The 17,976-nt window shown below is 66.6% G+C and carries 20 protein-coding genes; 6 read left to right on the forward strand and 14 right to left on the reverse strand.

Annotation, left to right across the window (positions count from 1 at the left end):
* Positions 1-34 precede the first annotated feature (34 nt).
* From AC07XB_RS04050 to AC07XB_RS04105, 12 genes are all read right to left on the reverse strand, one after another.
* The gene (locus AC07XB_RS04050; RefSeq protein WP_441630199.1) at positions 35-982 is read right to left on the reverse strand and encodes a CysB family HTH-type transcriptional regulator; all 948 of its coding nucleotides are present in this window, start codon (positions 980-982) and stop codon (positions 35-37) included.
* The gene (locus tag AC07XB_RS04055) at positions 979-2,103 is read right to left on the reverse strand and encodes a sulfate/molybdate ABC transporter ATP-binding protein (RefSeq protein WP_174427321.1); all 1,125 of its coding nucleotides are present in this window, start codon (positions 2,101-2,103) and stop codon (positions 979-981) included. Before AC07XB_RS04055 ends, AC07XB_RS04050 begins: the two co-directional genes overlap by 4 nt.
* Positions 2,100-3,041, reverse strand: a complete 942-nt coding sequence (gene cysW / locus AC07XB_RS04060; RefSeq protein ID WP_492826415.1) for a sulfate ABC transporter permease subunit CysW — start codon at positions 3,039-3,041, stop codon at positions 2,100-2,102. The genes AC07XB_RS04055 and cysW overlap by 4 nt, the downstream gene beginning before the upstream one ends.
* 1 nt (position 3,042) lies before the next feature.
* A complete protein-coding gene (gene cysT / locus AC07XB_RS04065) occupies positions 3,043-3,987 on the reverse strand; it encodes a sulfate ABC transporter permease subunit CysT (protein WP_043347100.1) in 945 nt (314 codons plus the stop codon).
* 190 nt (positions 3,988-4,177) lie between these two features.
* Complete coding sequence (locus AC07XB_RS04070) at positions 4,178-4,888, reverse strand: RBBP9/YdeN family alpha/beta hydrolase (RefSeq protein WP_416048847.1); 711 nt, start codon at positions 4,886-4,888, stop codon at positions 4,178-4,180.
* A complete protein-coding gene (locus AC07XB_RS04075) occupies positions 4,885-5,787 on the reverse strand; it encodes an EAL domain-containing protein (protein ID WP_492371640.1) in 903 nt (300 codons plus the stop codon). The genes AC07XB_RS04070 and AC07XB_RS04075 overlap by 4 nt, the downstream gene beginning before the upstream one ends.
* Positions 5,788-5,828: 41 nt before the next feature.
* Positions 5,829-6,044, reverse strand: coding sequence for a TOBE domain-containing protein (locus tag AC07XB_RS04080; protein WP_006161487.1), 216 nt, complete (start codon positions 6,042-6,044; stop codon positions 5,829-5,831).
* A gap of 225 nt (positions 6,045-6,269) precedes the next feature.
* Positions 6,270-7,145, reverse strand: coding sequence for an ATP-binding cassette domain-containing protein (locus AC07XB_RS04085; protein ID WP_492826417.1), 876 nt, complete (start codon positions 7,143-7,145; stop codon positions 6,270-6,272).
* Between the two features lie 26 nt (positions 7,146-7,171).
* Positions 7,172-7,981: an aliphatic sulfonate ABC transporter permease SsuC gene (gene ssuC, locus AC07XB_RS04090; protein ID WP_043347110.1), complete on the reverse strand. Its 810-nt coding sequence runs from the start codon at positions 7,979-7,981 to the stop codon at positions 7,172-7,174.
* 9 nt (positions 7,982-7,990) lie between these two features.
* Positions 7,991-9,154: an FMNH2-dependent alkanesulfonate monooxygenase gene (ssuD, locus tag AC07XB_RS04095; RefSeq protein ID WP_492826419.1), complete on the reverse strand. Its 1,164-nt coding sequence runs from the start codon at positions 9,152-9,154 to the stop codon at positions 7,991-7,993.
* 12 nt (positions 9,155-9,166) lie between these two features.
* Positions 9,167-9,310: a hypothetical protein gene (locus AC07XB_RS04100; protein WP_492371637.1), complete on the reverse strand. Its 144-nt coding sequence runs from the start codon at positions 9,308-9,310 to the stop codon at positions 9,167-9,169.
* A gap of 63 nt (positions 9,311-9,373) precedes the next feature.
* Positions 9,374-10,381 carry a sulfate ABC transporter substrate-binding protein gene (locus AC07XB_RS04105; protein ID WP_492371636.1) on the reverse strand — a complete coding sequence of 336 codons (1,008 nt, stop codon included), beginning with the start codon at positions 10,379-10,381 and terminating at the stop codon, positions 9,374-9,376.
* A 437-nt stretch (positions 10,382-10,818) separates the two neighbouring features.
* Between AC07XB_RS04105 and AC07XB_RS04110 the strand changes: the two genes are divergently transcribed.
* Positions 10,819-11,214, forward strand: coding sequence for a cupin domain-containing protein (locus AC07XB_RS04110; RefSeq protein ID WP_416050504.1), 396 nt, complete (start codon positions 10,819-10,821; stop codon positions 11,212-11,214).
* Between the two features lie 85 nt (positions 11,215-11,299).
* Here the strand turns inward: AC07XB_RS04110 and AC07XB_RS04115 are convergent, their stop codons facing one another.
* Positions 11,300-12,262, reverse strand: a complete 963-nt coding sequence (locus tag AC07XB_RS04115) for a LysR family transcriptional regulator (RefSeq protein ID WP_492826421.1) — start codon at positions 12,260-12,262, stop codon at positions 11,300-11,302.
* 198 nt (positions 12,263-12,460) lie between these two features.
* Between AC07XB_RS04115 and AC07XB_RS04120 the strand changes: the two genes are divergently transcribed.
* From AC07XB_RS04120 to AC07XB_RS04140, 5 genes are all read left to right on the forward strand, one after another.
* Positions 12,461-13,435, forward strand: a complete 975-nt coding sequence (locus AC07XB_RS04120; protein WP_492826423.1) for a Bug family tripartite tricarboxylate transporter substrate binding protein — start codon at positions 12,461-12,463, stop codon at positions 13,433-13,435.
* Between the two features lie 126 nt (positions 13,436-13,561).
* A complete protein-coding gene (locus tag AC07XB_RS04125; protein WP_492826425.1) occupies positions 13,562-14,788 on the forward strand; it encodes a CaiB/BaiF CoA transferase family protein in 1,227 nt (408 codons plus the stop codon).
* A gap of 14 nt (positions 14,789-14,802) precedes the next feature.
* Positions 14,803-15,582, forward strand: coding sequence for an enoyl-CoA hydratase/isomerase family protein (locus AC07XB_RS04130; RefSeq protein ID WP_492826427.1), 780 nt, complete (start codon positions 14,803-14,805; stop codon positions 15,580-15,582).
* A gap of 57 nt (positions 15,583-15,639) precedes the next feature.
* Complete coding sequence (locus AC07XB_RS04135; protein ID WP_492826429.1) at positions 15,640-16,623, forward strand: tripartite tricarboxylate transporter substrate binding protein; 984 nt, start codon at positions 15,640-15,642, stop codon at positions 16,621-16,623.
* Between the two features lie 3 nt (positions 16,624-16,626).
* Positions 16,627-17,124 (forward strand): MaoC family dehydratase, encoded by a 498-nt coding sequence (locus AC07XB_RS04140; protein WP_492371630.1) that lies wholly within the window; start codon positions 16,627-16,629, stop codon positions 17,122-17,124.
* Between the two features lie 135 nt (positions 17,125-17,259).
* On the opposite strand, the gene AC07XB_RS04145 is transcribed toward AC07XB_RS04140, so the two are convergent.
* Positions 17,260-17,958: a peroxiredoxin-like family protein gene (locus AC07XB_RS04145; protein WP_492808671.1), complete on the reverse strand. Its 699-nt coding sequence runs from the start codon at positions 17,956-17,958 to the stop codon at positions 17,260-17,262.
* Between the last annotated feature and the right edge of the window lie 18 nt (positions 17,959-17,976).

Here is a 17,976-nt window from a genome sequence, read left to right on the forward strand (position 1 = left end):
CTGCCCAGGTGCCGCTAGCCCGGGCTGTCTGCCGTCAGGCCTCGACCACCTGCCCGCCCGCCGGCTCGGACAGCGCGCTGCTGACCGTGTCGCGCGAGAGGTGCGGCGCGAACATGTTGATGAAGGCGTGCGCGTAGCCGCGCAGGTAGGCGCCGCGGCGCACGGCCACGCTGGTGGTGTTGGGCTCGAACAGATGGTCGGCCGCGATCCGCACCAGCCCGGCGTCCTTGCGTTCGTCGTATGCCATCGAGGCGATGATGCCCACGCCCAGCTCCAGCTCCGCGTAGGTCTTGATGACGTCCGCGTCCATCGCGGTCAGCACGATCTCCGGCTGCAGGCCGGCGGCGGCAAAGGCGCCATCGATCTTGCGGCGCCCGGTGAAGCCGGCATCGTAGGTAATGATCGGGAAGCCGGCGATGTCTTCCAGCGTCGGCTCCGGCAGGTGCGTCAGCGGATGATCCGGCGAAACCACCAGCACGTGGCGCCAGGTATAGGCCTCGAACGAGGTCAGCCCGGCCTCGCTGGCCACCGCCTCGGTTGCGATGCCGATATCGGCCTGGCCGCTCAGCACCAGCTCCACGATGTGCGCGGGCGAGGCTTCCTGCAGCGCCAGCGTCACATGGGGGTAGGCACGGCGAAAACTCTGCACCACCTTGGGCAAGGCATAGCGCGCCTGGGTGTGGGTGGTGGCCACCGTCAGGCGACCGGTATGGCGCCCGGCGAATTCGTCGCCCGCCTGGCGCAGGTTCTCGGCCTCGAGCAACAGGCGCTCGACGATGCGCACGATTTCGCGCCCGGGCTCGGTCAGGCCGGTCAGGCGCTTGCCGTAGCGCTCGAAGATCTCGACGCCGAGCTCTTCCTCCAGCTCGCGGATCTGGCGCGAGACGCCGGGCTGCGAGGTGTAGAGCGCATTGGCCACCTCAGTCAGGTTGAATTGGCGGCGCACCGCCTCGCGGATGGAACGCAGTTGCTGGAAGTTCATTGTGCGGCTCCTGCCGGCGTGCCCCTGGCGCTAGCCGGAGCGGATGAATGGGGTTGGACGAAGACACGCAGCCGGCGCGGCCGCACGGCGAGCAGCTCGCCCTCGCGGAAGCCCTGGTGGCGGAAACGCTCGAGCGGCAGCGCCACTTCGATGACTTCCTGGGTGTCTTCACGCTCCAGTTCGAGCTGGGCCACGGGGCCCAGGGTGAGCGCGCGGCGCAGCGTCACGGCAATGCCGTCGGTGCCGGGCGAATAGCGCTCGAGGTCGAGATCGTGCGGGCGGACATAGGCCACGGCGTCGCCGGCGGTCTCATGGCCGCTGCCGATCACCGGCAGGATCGAGTCGCCGGTATGCAGCAAGCCGCCCCGCTCCCCGACCTCAAGCCGGCCGTGGAACAGGTTGACGTTGCCGAGAAAGCCGAACACGAACGGCGTGGCCGGATGGTTGTAGACCGCCTCCGGCGTGCCCGCCTGCTCCACATGGCCGCGGTTCATCAGCACCACCTGGTCGGCCACTTCGAGCGCCTCTTCCTGGTCGTGGGTGACGAACACGCTGGTGACATGGAGCTCGTCGTGCAGGCGGCGCAGCCAGCGGCGCAGTTCCTTGCGCACCTTGGCGTCGAGCGCGCCGAACGGCTCGTCGAGCAGCAGCACGCGCGGCTCCACCGCCAGCGCGCGGGCCAGCGCAATGCGCTGGCGCTGGCCGCCGGACAACTGCGGCGGATAGCGCTCGGCCAGCCAGTCGAGCTGCACCAGTTCCAGCAGCGCGCGCACCTTGTCGCGGATCTGCGCCTCGCTGGGACGCTCGGCACGCGGCTTGACGCGCAGGCCGAAAGCCACGTTCTCGAACACCGTCATGTGCTTGAACAGCGCGTAATGCTGAAACACAAAACCGACCTGGCGCTGGCGCACATGCTGGTGCGAGGCATCGCGCCCTTCCAGCAGGATCTGGCCGGCGTCCGCGCGTTCCAGGCCGGCGATGATCCGCAGCAGCGTGGTCTTGCCGCAGCCCGAGGGCCCCAGCAACGCCGTCAGCTGGCCTTCATCGAAATCGAGGGTGACGTCGTCGAGCGCAACGAAATTGCCGAAGCGCTTCTGCACATTCTTGACCTGGATGCTCATGATGCCTGTCCTTGCAATTTGCCAGCGCTCGGGTTCTCCGGCGCAAAGTTCTCGTCTTCCCTGTGCTCGCGGCTCGCCCGGTACTCCACCAGCGTCTTGATGCCAAGCGTGACCAGGGCCAGCAGTGTGAGCAGCGACGCCACCGCAAAGGCGGCCGCGAAGTTGTATTCGTTGTAGAGAATCTCCACGTGCAGCGGCATGGTGTTGGTCAGGCCGCGGATATGGCCCGATACCACCGAAACCGCGCCGAACTCGCCCATCGCCCGCGCATTGCACAGGATCACGCCATACAGCAGGCCCCAGCGGATGTTGGGCAGCGTGATGCGGCGGAAGGTCTGCCAGCCCGAGGCGCCCAGCACGATGGCGGCCTCCTCCTCCTCGCTGCCCTGCGCCTGCATCAGCGGGATCAACTCGCGCGCCACAAACGGAAAGGTGACGAAGATGGTGGCCAGCACGATGCCCGGCACCGCGAACATGATCTTGATGTCGTGCGCCTCCAGCCACGGCCCCAGCCAGCCCTGCGCGCCGAACAGCAGCACGTAGACCAGCCCGGAGATCACCGGCGACACCGAGAACGGCAGGTCGATCAGCGTGGTCAGCAGGCTCTTGCCGCGGAAATCGAACTTGGCGATGGCCCAGGACGCCGCCACGCCAAACACCACATTGAGCGGCACCGCGATGGCCGCCACCAGCAAGGTGAGCTCGATCGCGGCCACGGCATCGGGTTCCACCAGCGCATCGAAATAAGTCTGCACGCCTTTGCGCAGCGCTTCATAAAACACCGAAGCCAGCGGGATGAACAGGAACAGCGCGAGGAACAGCACCGCGATCGCGATCAGGGTGTAGCGCACCCACGGCGCTTCACCCGTGGCATCCCGGAAACGCGTGGCGGCGGGGGCAGCACGGCCGCCCAGGCCCTTGGTAACGACGCCAGCCATTTCAGCTCTCCTTGTCCGGCGAGACGGACGCACGCACGGCCTGGTGGTGGCGGCGCGTCCACGCTTGCAGCAGGTTGATCAGCAGCAGCAGCGCGAAGGAGATCACCAGCATCACCACCGCCACCGCGGTTGCGCCCGCGTAGTCGTATTGCTCCAGCTTGGAATAGATCATCAGCGGCGCGATCTCGGAGACCATCGGCATGTTGCCGGAGATGAATACCACCGAGCCGTACTCGCCGGTGCCTCGTGCGAACGACAGCGCAAACCCGGTCAGCAGCGCCGGCAGGATGGTTGGCAGGATCACGCGGACAAAGGTCTGCAGGCGCGTGGCGCCCAGGCTGGCCGCGGCTTCTTCCAGCTCCTGCTCCGCGTCTTCGAGCACCGGCTGCACCGTGCGCACCACGAACGGCAGCCCGATAAAGGTCAGCGCCACCACCACGCCCAGCGGGGTGAAGGCCACCTTGATGCCCAGCGGCTCCAGGTAGCGGCCGATCCAGCCGTTGCCGGCGAACAGCGCGGTCAGCGCAATGCCGGCCACCGCGGTGGGCAAGGCAAAGGGCAGATCGACCAGCGCATCGACCAGGCGCTTGCCGGGGAAGCGGTAGCGCACCAGCACCCAGGCCACGATCAGCCCGAACACCGTGTTCACGATGGCGGCGATCAGCGAGGCGCCGAAGCTCAGTTGCAGGGAGGCGACCACCCGGGGCGAGCTCACCGCGGCCCAGAAAGCCTCCCAGGTCATGGTGAAGGTCTTGAGGAAGGTGGCCGACAGCGGGATCAGGACGATCAGCGTCAGGTAGAACAGCGTGAAGCCCAGCGAGAGGCCAAAGCCTGGCAGCACGGTAAAGCGCTGCTTGCCTGGCTTGGGCGGCGCGCTCTTGCGCGCTTGGGGGGCATCCGGCCTCGCCGGGGGCGGATTGTCCGCCAGGGAAATCGAGGGTGGCATGTTGTCTCGTCTGTGCCGTCAGTGTCGTATCCGCCTCCGGAGAATGGCTTCCGGGCGGAATTCGCCGGAAACCGAAGCAGCGGGGGCGGCTTCTTTATGACGCCGGCGCATAACACACCGGCCTACGAGACAAATTTTGCAGATACCGCCTTATAAACAGAACGAATCTTTGCGTATGTTCTTAGGCGTTTTAGATATAAGGGAACGTGGACGACACTTCCAGCCCGCCTTCCCAAGGCCCGGCGCGGTCTCCGGACGGGCCGGCGCTGCCGTCCGCCTCGATCCGCTGGATCAAGGTATCGAGCAAGGCGAGCCCCTCGGGCCACTGGTCAAGCCCGGAATCGGCGTTAATGTGACCCAGCATGCCCGCGTCATGGAGCTCGCTGCCCCACAGCGTGCCCCAGCTGAACGCGGTGCGCTGCTGCATCCAGGGATCGTTGCGGCTGGCCACCAGGATGGTGGGAAACGGCAGCCGGTACGCGGGCAGCAGCCCGGCCACGCCAAACTTGTCGGGGTCTGCCGGCGCCACCAGCACCGCGCCCGCGATGCCCTCGGGGTCGAGCGCTGCCTGGCGCAAGGTGGCCAGGCAGCCGAAGCTGTGCGCCACCAGGATGGCCCCGCGCGGCGCCACGCGCTGCGCCCGCATGACGCTTTCCGACACGCGCTCGGCCCACAGCGGCAGGCTCGGGCGCGACCAGTCGTGCTGCTCCACGCGCTGCCAGTCCGGAAAGCGCTGCTCCCAACGGCTCTGCCAGTGGCCCGGGCCACTGCCATGCAACCCTGGCACTGTCAGGATCTGCAAGCCCTTGGGCACCTTCAACCGTACGTCGGCGGGTCGCGCGCTTGCGCCCGCCTGGCCGCCGCGCTGCTCCCGCGCGGCCGGCCTCTTCGTCTGCGTCATATCGGCTCCTTGGTCAACGCCATCGGGACGCCGCCGGATCCGCTCCGGGGCACCCCGCCCTTGAACTCCTGAATGCCAGCCTCGCCGGACACTGCATGCAGGTGGCGCGCGCTCACCGCCGCGCCGGTGAAGCTGCCCTGCCCCAGCACGATGCCAGCGGCCTGCAGCCGCTCGGCGTTCTCGGCGTTCTCCAGCCGGCGCCCGATCAGCGTCACGCCGGCGCTGTCGGCGCTGGCCTGCAGCCCCGCCAGCTGGCGGTCGGTCCAATTGCGGCGCATGTCCAGCTTGAGCCAGTCGGGCAACGCGTGCGCCATCAGCGCGCCGGCTTCCGCCGGGTCCGATGCCTGCAGGCTCACCGCAAAGCCGTTGCGGCGGTAGTTGCCCACCACATGCAGCAGCAGCGGCAGGTCGTCGTTGGCGCTGGCCGGCACCTGGATCACGAACCGGTCCAGCGGCAGGCCGAGCGACTGCAGCGCGCGCCGGAAGGCCGCGCCGTGATCGTCGGCCACGGCGGCCAGCAACCGGTTGTGCACGTTGAGCACCAGCTTGCGATCGCCATCGGCCGCGAAATAATTGATGGCATGCACCAGGCGCGAGAGCCGGTCAAGCGAGACCAGCGAGGCATCGTCCGCCGCCATCGCAAACAGCTTCCATGCGGTCAGGCCGACGCCGTCGCCAGCGTATGTGCGCAGCGTGCCTTCGTGCGCCACCACGTCGCGGCTGGACAGGGTGATGAGCGGCTCGAACGCGCTGGTCAGCGAGCAGTTATAGAACTGGCCCTGCACCTGCCCACGCTCGTCGCGCCACAGCTGGCGATCGCTCTCCGGGCGGCGCGGCAGCCCTTCCAGGTAGTGGGTGAGCGCCGTCGGTGCCGCGCCTGCTTCGTTCGCGCTTGCCATTGCGATTTCCTTTGCGTTGCGCTTGCGCCTCGGGCGAGGCTTCAAAGCTTGGCCAGGGATACCTCGGTAGCCTTGACCAGGGCAACGACTTCGCTGCCGATGGTAAGGCCGAGGTCCTTGACCGAGCGGGTGGTGATGACCGAGGTGACGATGCCGGCCGGCGTCTCGACGTCGACCTCCGAGACCACAGGGCCTTCGATGATGGCGGCAACCTTGCCGCGGAACTGGTTACGTACGTTGATTGCCTGAATGCTCATGATAGAAGTTCCTTTGCGTGAGTGAAAATGAGAAATGCGTAAAACCTGGGTTCAGCGGATGGCCCCGCGCGGGTGAGTGACGTTGCCCGCTCACCCATGAGCTGCCACCGCTTGCGCGGGTTGCGCCGGCATCGCTCGAGGCTGGCCGCGCGTCCGTCGTTTCATACTTGTTTGCTGCTTCCTTGGCGGGCTGCCCGCATTGCTGCCTGCGCCGCTGCTTGCACCCTAGATCGCCCAGCGCACTGAATCGAACGTGCGCGCCACCGACCAGTCCACTGCAGGCAACAATGCTTGCCCATGCTGGCGCTCATCGACAGCCGGCGCGCCCTCACGCCGCATCACCCGGCGCAGCACCGCGTCCTCCAGTTGCGCGAACGCCGCCGAGCCGCGCTGGCGCGGACGCGGCAGCGCCACCCTCTGGTCCAGCGCGATGCGGCCGTCTTCGATCAGCACCACGCGGTCGGCCAGCGCTACCGCTTCCGATACATCGTGGGTGACCAGCAGCGCCGTGAAGCCCAGGCGCTGCCACAAGGTTTCGATCAAGCCCTGCATCTCGATGCGGGTCAGCGCATCCAGCGCGCCCAGTGGCTCGTCCAGCAGCAGCAAGCGCGGGTGATGCACCAGCGCGCGCGCCAGTGCCACACGCTGGCGCTGGCCGCCCGACAGGCGCGCCGGCCACTCCCCTGCGCGCTCGGCCAGGCCGACCTGGCCCAGCACCCTGGCCGCATCGGCCAGCTGCGCGCGCGGCAGCCCCAGCGCCACGTTGTCCAGTACCGTCTTCCACGGCAGCAGGCGAGCGTCCTGGAACATCACCCGGACCGCCTCGCGCTGCTTGTTGCCAGGCGCGCCGTCCAGCGTCACGCCCCCGCCGTCGCTGGCTTCCAGGCCGGCCACCAGCCGCAGCAAGGTGCTCTTGCCGCAACCGCTGCGGCCCACGATGGCGAGGAACTCGCCAGGCGCGGCCTGCAGGTCGATGCCGTGCAGCACCTCGCGCCCGCCGTAGCGCTTCACCACCTGCTGCACGCGCAGCGCGAGGCCTTTGCCATCCTGGCTGGCGGGCACATCGGCCAGCGCGGCTTGCTCGATCGGGTTGCTTTGCATATCGGGTTCTCCTTGGCCGGCGGCGCTCAGTGCGCTTGGTAGCCGGGGTGCCAGCGCAGCCAGAACCGCTCCAGCCCGCGTGACAGCAGATCCGCCAGCTTGCCCAGCAGCGCGTAGAGCAGGATGCCCACCAGCACTACGTCGGTCTGCAGGAACTCGCGCGCATTCATGGTCATGTAGCCAATGCCCGACTGCGCCGAGATGGTCTCGGCCACGATCAGGATCACCCACATCAGGCCGAGCGAGAAACGCACGCCGACCAGGATGTTGGGCAAGGCGCCCGGCAGGATCACCTCGCGGTAAAGGCGCCAGCCCGACAGGCCGTAGCTCTTCGCCATCTCGATCAGCCCGGGGTCGACCGCGCGGATGCCGTGGTAGGTGTTCAGGTAGATCGGGAAAAACACGCCCAGCGAAACCAGGAACAGCTTGGCGGTCTCGTCGATGCCGAACCACAGGATCACCAGCGGGATCAGCGCCAGCGGCGGAATGTTGCGCACCATCTGCAAGGTGCTGTCGAGCAGGGTCGCGGCCGGCCGGAAGGTGCCCGTCAGCAGGCCCAGCGCCAGCCCGAAGCCGCCGCCGATGGTGAAGCCGAGCACGGCGCGCCAGGTACTGACCCACACGTGGCGCCACAGCTCGCCGGTCACGGACAGGCCCCAGGCGGCCTTCACGACGTCGAGCGGCGCCGGCAGGATGCGGTTGGACAGCCAGCCAAGCTGCGAGGCCAGTTGCCACGCCGCCACCAGCAGCACCGGCACGATCCAGGGCGCGGCCGAGCGAGCGGCATGGCGCAGCCAGTCAGGGTTGCGCGCGGGCAGGGTCAAGGGAGCGGACATGGTTGCCTCCTAAGCGCGCGCCGCGCGCGGCACGATGCCGGTTGCCATGACTTCGCCGAAGGGGCCGGACAGCACCTTGCCCTGCAGCTTGTCGCGCACCGAGCGCGGCAGCAGCGGAAAGACCAGTTCGGCGAAGCGATAGGCTTCTTCCAGATGCGGGTAGCCGGACAGCACGAAGGTATCGATGCCCAGCGCTGCGTACTCCTTGATGCGCGCCGCCACGATGTGCGGGTCGCCCACCAGTGCCGTGCCCGCGCCGCTGCGCACCAGGCCCACGCCGGCCCACAGGTTGGGGCTGATCTCCAGCTCCGCGCGGCTGCGTGCGCCGCCACCGGCATGCAGCGCGGCCATGCGGCGCTGCCCTTCGGAATCCATCTTGCCGATCACCGCCTGTGCGCGCGCCACCGTCGCATCGTCAAGCTTGCTGATCAACCGGTCGGCCGCGGCCCATGCCTCGTCCTCGGTCTCGCGCACGATCACGTGCAGGCGGATGCCGAACTTCACGCTACGCCCATGGCGCGCCGCGCGCTGGCGCACGTCGGCGAGTTTCTTGGCGACCTCCGCCGGCGGCTCGCCCCAGGTCAGGTAGGTATCCACCTGCTCGGCCGCGAGCTCGTGCGCGGCGGCCGAGGAGCCACCAAAGTACACCGGCGGATGCGGGCGCTGCAGCGGCGGGAACAACACCTTCGCGCCCTTGACCTTGAGATGCTTGCCCTCATAGTCGAGCTCGGCGCTTTCATGGCTGGCGGCCAACACCTCACGCCAGATACGGATGAACTCGGCCGAAGCTTCATAGCGCTCGGCATGGTCCAGGAACAGGCCATCGCCCTCCAGCTCTGATACATCGCCGCCCGTCACCAGGTTCACCAGCAGGCGTCCGCCCGAGAGGCGGTCGAATGTCGCCGCCATGCGCGCGGCCAGCGTGGGCGCCATCAGCCCCGGGCGCACCGCCACCAGGAAGCGCAGCCGGGTGGTGACCGCGGCCAGCGTGGAGGCCACCACCCACGGATCCTCGCAGGAGCGGCCGGTAGGAATCAGCACGCCTTCGTAGCCAAGCGTATCGGCCGCGGTAGCGATCTGCTTCAGGTAATCGATATTGACCTCGCGCGCCCCTTCGGAGGTGCCGAGGTAGCGGCTGTCGCCGTGCGTGGGGATAAACCAGAAGACCTGCATGTCCGTGTCTCTTCAGCTCTGTTTGTGGATCGTGGCCGTGCGGCCCTCGCCTGCCGCATCCAGGCCGATCACCAGCAAGGCAGCGCCCAGTGCGCCGGTGACTAGCGCCACCAGCAGTACATGCTTGGCAGGGCGCGGCGGGGCGCTGGCTCGCATCGGCATCGAAATAGGAATAGGAGTAGGAAGCGGGGATAAGGCACGGAAGCCGGCGGCTACGTCTTACTTCTTGCCAGGCTGGTAGACCTGGTCGAACGAGCCGCCGTCGGCGAAGTGCGCCTTCTGCGCTTTCTGCCAGCCGCCAAAGGCCTCATCGATGGTGAACAGCTTTACCTTGGGGAAGTTGCTCGCATACTTGGCGGCAATCTTCTCCGAGATCGGGCGGTAGTAATTCTTGGCCGCGATTTCCTGGCCCTCGTCGGTGTAAAGGAACTGCAGGTAGGCTTCGGCCACCTTGCGCGTGCCCTTCTTGTCCACCACCTTGTCCACCACCGCCACCGGCGGCTCGGCCAGGATGGAGATCGACGGCGCGACGATGTCGAACTTGTCCGGGCCCAGTTCCTTGATCGCCAGGATGGCCTCGTTTTCCCAGGCAATCAGCACATCGCCCAGGCCGCGCTCGACGAAGGTGGTGGTGGCGCCGCGGGCGCCGGAATCCAGCACCGGCACGTTCTTCAGCAACTGGCCGACGAACTCCTTGGCCTTTTGCTCGTTGCCGCCCGGCTGGCGCAGCGCGTAGCCCCAGGCCGCCAGGTAATTCCAGCGCGCGCCACCCGAGGTCTTCGGGTTAGGCGTGATCACCTGCACGCCCGGCTTGACCAGGTCGCTCCAGTCCTTGATGCCCTTGGGGTTGCCCTTGCGCACCAGGAACACGATGGTCGAGGTATAGGGCGACGCATTGTGCGGCAGGCGCTTTTGCCAGTCCGGCTTGAGCAAGCCCTTCTCGGCGATGGCGTCGATGTCATAGCCCAGCGCCAGCGTGACCACATCCGCATCCAGCCCATCGATCACCGAACGCGCCTGCTTGCCCGAGCCGCCATGCGACTGGCGGATGGTCAGCGTGTCGCCGCCCTTGGCCTTCCACGCCTTGGCGAAGGCGGCATTCACGTCCACATACAGCTCCCGCGTGGGATCGTACGAAACGTTCAGGAGGGCGGTGTTGGCCCAGGCGGTCTGGGTGGAACCGATGACGGCCAGTGCCGCGAGTCCGATGGCCAGCTTGCGAATCATGTGTCTTGCTCCCGTATTCTCGTCGTGAAATGGCGCGTGCGCGCCGCGTTTCATGGCCTTCCTTGTGTGGGAAGGCTTGCGTCAGGGATGAAGACTACCGAGGGGCCTATCTGAAAGGAACGAATGGTTTCGCCGATCCTTGCACGTTTTCCGCATAAGATTCGACGGAAATATGAACATGCTGGAGGGGGTGGTAGCGCGGCTCGCAGAGGCAAGACACTGGCACCGGCCACCAAAAAATGTGCATCAAACGACATATCACGCAGGTGAGGCAATTTCACGAGCCAGCTGCTAGCATGTCCGACATTCTGCGGCATGCAGCCGCCCTGCCCGCTTGAGCCCGGTTCCACGCGTCACCGGCGTGTTTCGCTTTCCAGGGGACATGCCTTCTGTAGTCCAACGCAGCAGAAGAAGACCATAACGGGAGAAGACAGATGATGAAGATCCGGATTCTGGGTGTGCTGGCGGGCATCGGCCTGTCGATCGCGTCCGGCGCCGTGCTGGCGCAGAACAGCGGCCTCACGCGCACGCTGGTCGGCAAGGCCGACGTTTCCGTGCCGGGGCGCGAAGCGGTAGTGGCGCGCGTGGAGCTGGCGCCAGGGATCTATGCCGGACGGCATACGCACCCGGGAGACGAGATCAGCTATGTGGCCGAGGGACAGGCCGAGTTGCTGGTCGAGGGGCAGCCACCTCGCCTCATCAAGGCGGGCGAGTCGTTCGTGGTGCCCGCGGGCGTTGTGCATGACGCCCACAATTCCGGCACGGCACCGACCCGGCTGATTGGCGTGTACGTTGTCGAGAAGGGCAAACCGCTGGCCACGCCCGCGCCCTGAGTTCAGCGCAGCGGCATCCCGGGGCGGCCAGCACACCAGCCTGTATCGACGCAGGCCGCCCCGGCTCACCACCTGGACATTGCCGTCAGCGGCCTGCGCTGTTGACGCGGGCCGGCCACTGTCCATCGGCGATCAGCGCGCGAACCGTTTCCATCAGCAGATCCAGCACCGCAGAGACCGCGATCGACAGTGGCATGGTGGCGGAGCGGCACAGATAGACCGGGCGCGACATGCTCGGATGGGTGATCCGCGCCGCGGACAGCAAGCCATTGCGCAACTCCTCGCAGACCGATGCGTAGGAGAGGATCGTGCACCCCACGCCTGCCGCGGCGAGATTGATGAGTTGCGGTATGGCATTCACCTCCGCCAGCACCGAGAGCGCGACCTGGTGAGCGCGCAGATACCCATCGATCAACGCGCGCAGGCCATGCTCGCCGGCGGGCAGGATCATGGGGAAGCGATGCAGGTCCTTGAACCGGACCGTCTTCGCCAGATCGGCTCCGCGCTTGCGGGCATCGGCGAACTGCCCCGGGGGCGCCAGCAAGACAAGATCCTCGTCGACCACGTGCTCGAACAGCAGGCCGGAGCCAGCGTCCGCCTGGAAGGTCAGGCCAATATCGACGCGCCCGCTCAGCAGATGGTCGGGGATGTACCCGGTGCTGAGCTCCACCACCTGCAACTGGACCTTAGGCCAGCGCCGGATGGCCTCGCGCACCAGCGGCACGGTCAGGATCTTTGCCATGGATTGCGGCAGGCCGATCGCGACCCTGCCCGCGGGATCGGTCACCAGGTCACGTACGTCCTCGCAGGCGACGTCGAGCCGCTTGAGGATATCCCTGGCGTGGCTCTCGAATCTCAGCCCGGCGGCAGTCAGGACGACACCCTTGTGGCTGCGCATGAAGAGGGCCACGCCAAGATCCTGCTCGACGTGCTTGATCTGGAGACTCAACGCCGGTTGCGCGAGATGCATGTTCTCCGCCGCCCGGGAGATCGATCCCGCCGACACCACCGCCAGAAAGCATCTGAGTCCACGTACATCGATCGGCATAAGCAAGTCTCCGCATGTGACACCACAGGGCCTGCCGGGGCGGCGGCACGATGGCAGCAAGGTCCAGCCGGGTATAGCATAAAAATATACCGCATATCAAAAATCTATCTTGGACATATAGCGGTACCGAAGCCCATAGTGATGCCAGCTGCCGCGCAACGCACGCGGATGCCAAGACCGATAATCCACGGAGACTCAATGGGACTCAGCCGCCGTACTTTCCTGACGGGCGCAGCCGCATCCTTGCTCGCCTCGTCGCTCCACGCCGAGCAATGGCCGTCGCGGCCAATCAAGCTTGTCGTCCCGTTCGCGGCGGGTGGCCCCGGCGACTTCGTGGCACGCCTGATTGCCATACCGCTGGGCAACCGGCTCGGCCAGCCCGTGGTGATCGAGAACAAGCCCGGCGCCGGCGGCAATCTCGGCACGCAGAATGTGCTCGACGCCAACGCCGATGGCTATACGCTGCTGCTGAACACGGTCGGCATGCATGCGGTCAACCCGCTGCTGTTTCCCGACTTGCGGTTTCGCCCGCAACGCGACCTGGTGGCCATCGGCGTGGTTGCAATGGTGCCGAACGTGCTGGTGGTGCATCCAACCAAGCTGGGGGTCAGCTCCCTGGCGGAACTGGTCCGTGTCGGCAAACAACGGCCGGACAATCTCACCTATGCCACCTTCGGCGCGGGAAGCTCCCCGCATATCTATGGCGCGCTGCTGCAGAAGGCCGCGGGCTTCACCGCGGTGGCCGTGCCCTACAAGGGCAGCGCGCCGGCAAGCACGGATGTCATGGCCGGGAATGTGGATTTCCTTTTCGACAGCATGACCACCTCCATCGGCCAGATACAGGGTGGCAAGCTCAAGGCCCTGGCGATCACTTCCGCTGCGCGATCGCCCCTGCTGCCGGATGTGCCGACGCTGCAGGAAGCCGGCTATCCGGCGCTGGACCTGAAGTTCTGGCTGTCGTTGCAGGCTTCCGCGAAGACGCCGCCCGCCATCGTCGAGACACTGCGCCAGGCCGTGGCGCAAAGCGCGGGCGATCCAGGCTACGGCCATGCGCTGATTGCGCGGGGAGCCGAGCCATTCCACATGGCGCCCGCCGATGTGCAGGCCTATGTGAATCGCGATACCGCCCGATGGACGGCCCTGGCCCGCTCCATCGATATCAAGCCCGAGTAGCCGCCCCGACTCACCCGGCATCCCATTGCCACAACACGACGCCGGACCTGCGCCCGCGACTCCGGGCGGCGTCCGCCGTCGATCCGGCCATTGATCCCGCCGTTGATCTGTTTTGGAGACACATCCATGATCGCATTGCAGGGCATTCGCGTCCTCGACTTGAGCAAAGTGCTCGCCGGCCCCTTGTGCGGACAGTATCTGGGCGAACTTGGCGCCGAAGTCATCAAGGTCGAGCCGCTCGGCAGCGGCGACGATACGCGTGCCTGGCTGCCGCAGGATCGCGGGCAGTCCGCCACCTTTCTCGCCGTCAATCACAACAAGCGCAGTCTCGCCGTTGACCTCAAGACCAGCGAGGGCAGGCAGATCGTCCAGACGCTGGCGGCCAAGGCGGACGTCGTGCTGCAAGGCTTCGGCAGTGGCGCCGCCGCCAGGCTCGGTGTTGACTACGACACGCTGTCCGCGTTGAACCCGGCCCTGATCTACTGCGAGATCTCTGGCTACGGACGCACGGGCCCGCTGGGCCAGGAACCCGGCTACGACGTCATGCTGCAGGCATTCAGCGGCATGATCAGCACGATGGGCCAGGCCGGCGGCCAGCATGCGCGCGCCAGCTTTTCGCCGGTGGACCTGGGCACCGGCATGCATGCGTTCAGTGGCATCCTGGCGGCACTGATCGAGCGCCAGAAGACCGGCCACGGCATGCACCTGGAGGTGTCCCTGCTGGATACGGCGATGGGTTTCATGGGCTATCTCGCCCAGAACTATTGGCTCGGCGGCAAGGTGCCGCGGGCCATGGGCACCGCGCATCCGGCCATGGCGCCCTACCAGGTGTTCGACGCAGCCGACGGGCCGGTGATGATCGGCGTCGGCAACGACGCGCAGTGGCGGCGCTTCTGCCCGGTCGCCGGGTTGCAGGATGTGGCCGACGCACCGCGGTTCGCCACCAATGCAGCCCGTGTCGCGCACTTCACCGAAACCGTCGAGATGGTCCAGGCGCGTATTCGGACCCAGCCGGTTGCCTACTGGATCGACGCATTGCGCAAGGCTGGCGTGGCTTGCTCCCCGATCCACACGCTGGACCAGGCGCTGGCGCACCCTCAAGTGGCCGAGCGCGCGCTGATCGCCGAGTCTGAGCATCCGGTGCTGGGCAAGGTAAGGAATATGGGCTTGCCCGTGCGCTTTCGCGGCGGCAGCCGGCAAGCGCACCGCGCGCCGCCTTTGCTGGGCCAGCACACCGACGAGATCCTGTTGCAAGCGGGCTATACGCCCGAGTCCATTGAACGATTCAAGGCGCGCGGCGTGATTGCCAGCGCCGATGCCAGCAAAACCGGCGGCCTTTGCACGGCCGCATGACATCAGGAGTCACCATGCCTTCAGTCAATTCAGTCAGATATGAAGTGCGCGACAGGGTCGCGGAAATCCTCCTCGATAGCGCGCCGGTCAATGCCTTGAACGAGGCGATGATCGACGACGTGCTGGCGGCGCTGCGACGCGCGGCCCAGGACGATTCGGTCAGGGCCGTCATCCTGGGCAGCGCCCTGCCCCGGCGCTTTTGCGCCGGGCTGCGCCTCGATGCGCTGCACGGGGCGCCGCCGGCCCGGATCTATGGCCTGGTCGACAAGCTGTACAACGAACTGTGCGACGCGCAATTCAACCTGGGCAAGCCATCCATTGCCGCCGTGAACGGCACCGCCCGCGGCGGCGGCATGACGCTCGCGATCTCCTGCGACATGATCGTCGCCGCCGACACGGCCACCTTCGGCTATCCGGAGATCGACGTCGGGCTGACGCCCGCCATCCACTACACGCACCTGCCGCGTGTGATTGGCCGTCACCGGGCCTTCGACCTGCTTTTCACCGGACGCGCGTTCGACGCCGCTGAAGCCATGTCCCTCGGACTGGTCAGCCGCGTGGTGCCCGAGCAGGACGTCATGCGCGAGGCTAGAGCGCTTGCCCAGACCTTGTGCGCGAAATCTCCGGTCGTCGTCAAGATGGGACGCAAGGCCTTCATGCGCGCCAATGACAACGACTACCGGCGCGGCGTCGCCGCGGCGGTGGAAAGCTTCGGCAATGTGGTGGCAACGGACGATGCAAAGGAAGGTATCGCCGCGTTCGTGGAAAAGCGCAAGCCATCCTGGCAAGCCTGAGCGTGCCGGCATCAACAATCATTTAACAATCGCCCTCAACGGAAGCGGAGTGAACGCATGCGATTCCTGAACACCCTGCGCCGGAGCGCCCCCGCCATCCTTGTGCTGCTCGCAGCGCACCCCGGTGGCGCCAGCGCGAAGGATGCATGGCCCGCCCAGGCCGTGAGGCTCGTGGTGCCGTATGCAGCCGGCGGACCGACCGATGCCTTTGCGCGCGTGCTGGCCGAGCAATGGGGCAAGCAGCTGGGCGAGCCGATGATCGTGGAGAACCGCACGGGCGCCGGCACGGTGGTTGGCACCGACTATGTGGCCAAGGCCAAGCCGGATGGCTATGTGGTCCTGTTGACGACGGTGGCGCACGCGGTCAACGAGAGTATCGTGCCCCGTCTGCCCTACCGCACCACGCAGGACTTCGCGCCTGTCGGACTGGCGGCCAAGGCGCCCCTGGTCCTGCTGGTGAACAAGAACTTCCCAGCCAGGAATCTCCCCGAATTCCTGGCGTACGTCAAAGCGCATCCTGGGCAGATCAACTATGGGTCCGCCGGCAATGGCAGCGCACCGCATGTCGCGACCGAGCTGCTGAACCTCAAAGCCGCGCTGAAGACCACGCACATCCCGTATCGCGGCACCGGGCCCGCCATGACCGACCTGATCGGCGGGCAAATCGGCTTCATGATCGACAGCGCGCCGACGGGACTCGCGCAGGTCCGCGCGGGAACAGTGCGGCTGATTGCCACGTCGATGCAAGCGCGCCTCGCACAGACACCGGACACGCCGGCCATCGCCGAAGCGGTACCCGGCTACGAAGCCTATACGTGGAATGGCGCCTTCGTCCCCGCGGGAACGCCGGCGGCGGTGATCACCACGCTCAATGGTGCGTTGCGCCGTGCGCTTGCCGACCCCGGCCTGAAGAAGCGAGCCTTCGAGATGGGCCTGGTTCTCGAGTCCGATCCGACGCCGCAGGCACTCGCCGCGCACGTGGGCAGTGAGATCGCCAAATGGCGGACCGTCGCGCAGGCGGCCGATATCAAGGAGCCGTGAAGCATGACCCGACCCGACTTTGCAAGCGCATTCGACCCCAGCCAGCACCGCATGTGCGCACAGCGGTATTTCGAGGATTTCACCGTCGGGGAGCGCTTCGTACTGCCATCCCGCACCATGACCGATGCCATGTTTGCCGCGTTTCAACTCGCCAGCGGCGATAACCATCCCGTGCACTACGACGTGGAATACTGCCGCGCGCACGGCATGCCGCAACTGCTCGCCCATGGCTTCCAGGTCGTGATCCAGACGGCCGCCGGCGCCGGGCTCTTTCCACATATGGTCGAGGAATCGTTGAAGGGGTTCATCGACCAGAGCAGCCGCTTCCTGCATCCCGTCTTTGCCGGCGATACCCTCTACAGCACGCTGGAAGTCAGCGAACTCGCGCCGAACCGGAGCACCGGCGTGCTGACGATGCGTTCCACGGTGCATAACCAGTCCGCGATGCTCGTGATGGAAGGCACACAGCGCTACCTGTTGAAGAAGCGCCAGCCGGACTAGGTTCCTGCCGCAACCTGGAGCCCAGGGCCAGCGGTGCTCTCCTTGCGGCACCAGGGCACGCAGCCACACCTGCCGCGCACTCCCTGGGCCGCCGTGGCTAGCCGGCGGTACCATTCCGCCGGTCTTGCTCACCCATCACACCGACACAGGATGGTGCTGCCCTTGCCTGCCGCCCTTGGCGTGGCGCAGCGCCGGCAACATCTCGGAAGGCTCCGGCCGGTGCGTGTAGTCAGGATTGACCTCGGCATACAGGATGGTCCCATCCTGCCCGATCACGTAGCGCGCCGGCATCGGCAGCGTCCAGCTCGCGTCGCCATTGAAGGCCGGCAAGTCGTTCTTCAGTTGCTTGTACAGATCCACCAGATAGTCCGGCAGTGCGAAGCGCAGGCCAAACGCGGCAGCCACGTCGTTATGCGTGTCGCTGAGGATGGGAAAGCTGAGCTTGTTGGTGCGCACGGACTTGCGGCTATTGACCGCGTTCTGCGGCGAAATGGCCACCACGCTGGCGCCGGCTTCCCTGAACGCCGGTACGGCCTCCTCCAGCGCCTGCAGTTCCATATTGCAATACGGGCACCACACCCCGCGGTAGAAGCTGACGATGAGAGGCCCTTGCGCCAGTAGTTCCTCCGAGGGAACCGGTGCGCCTTCCGGGTCCGTCAGCGTGAAGACGGGCGCCTTGTCCCCCGCCTTCAGCGCGCGGCCTGCTTGTCCCGAGGCAATCAGTTGAGCGGTGGCCCGCTCCATGATGGGATGGATTTCCGGCGGTGCGAAATACGGTGCCTTGCCGGCCTTGAAGTCCGCCTTGAAGGCGTCGAGTTTTTGCTGCAGTGACATGATGACTACTCCATCTGA

This window comes from Cupriavidus sp. GW821-FHT02F09 (assembly GCF_059421605.1).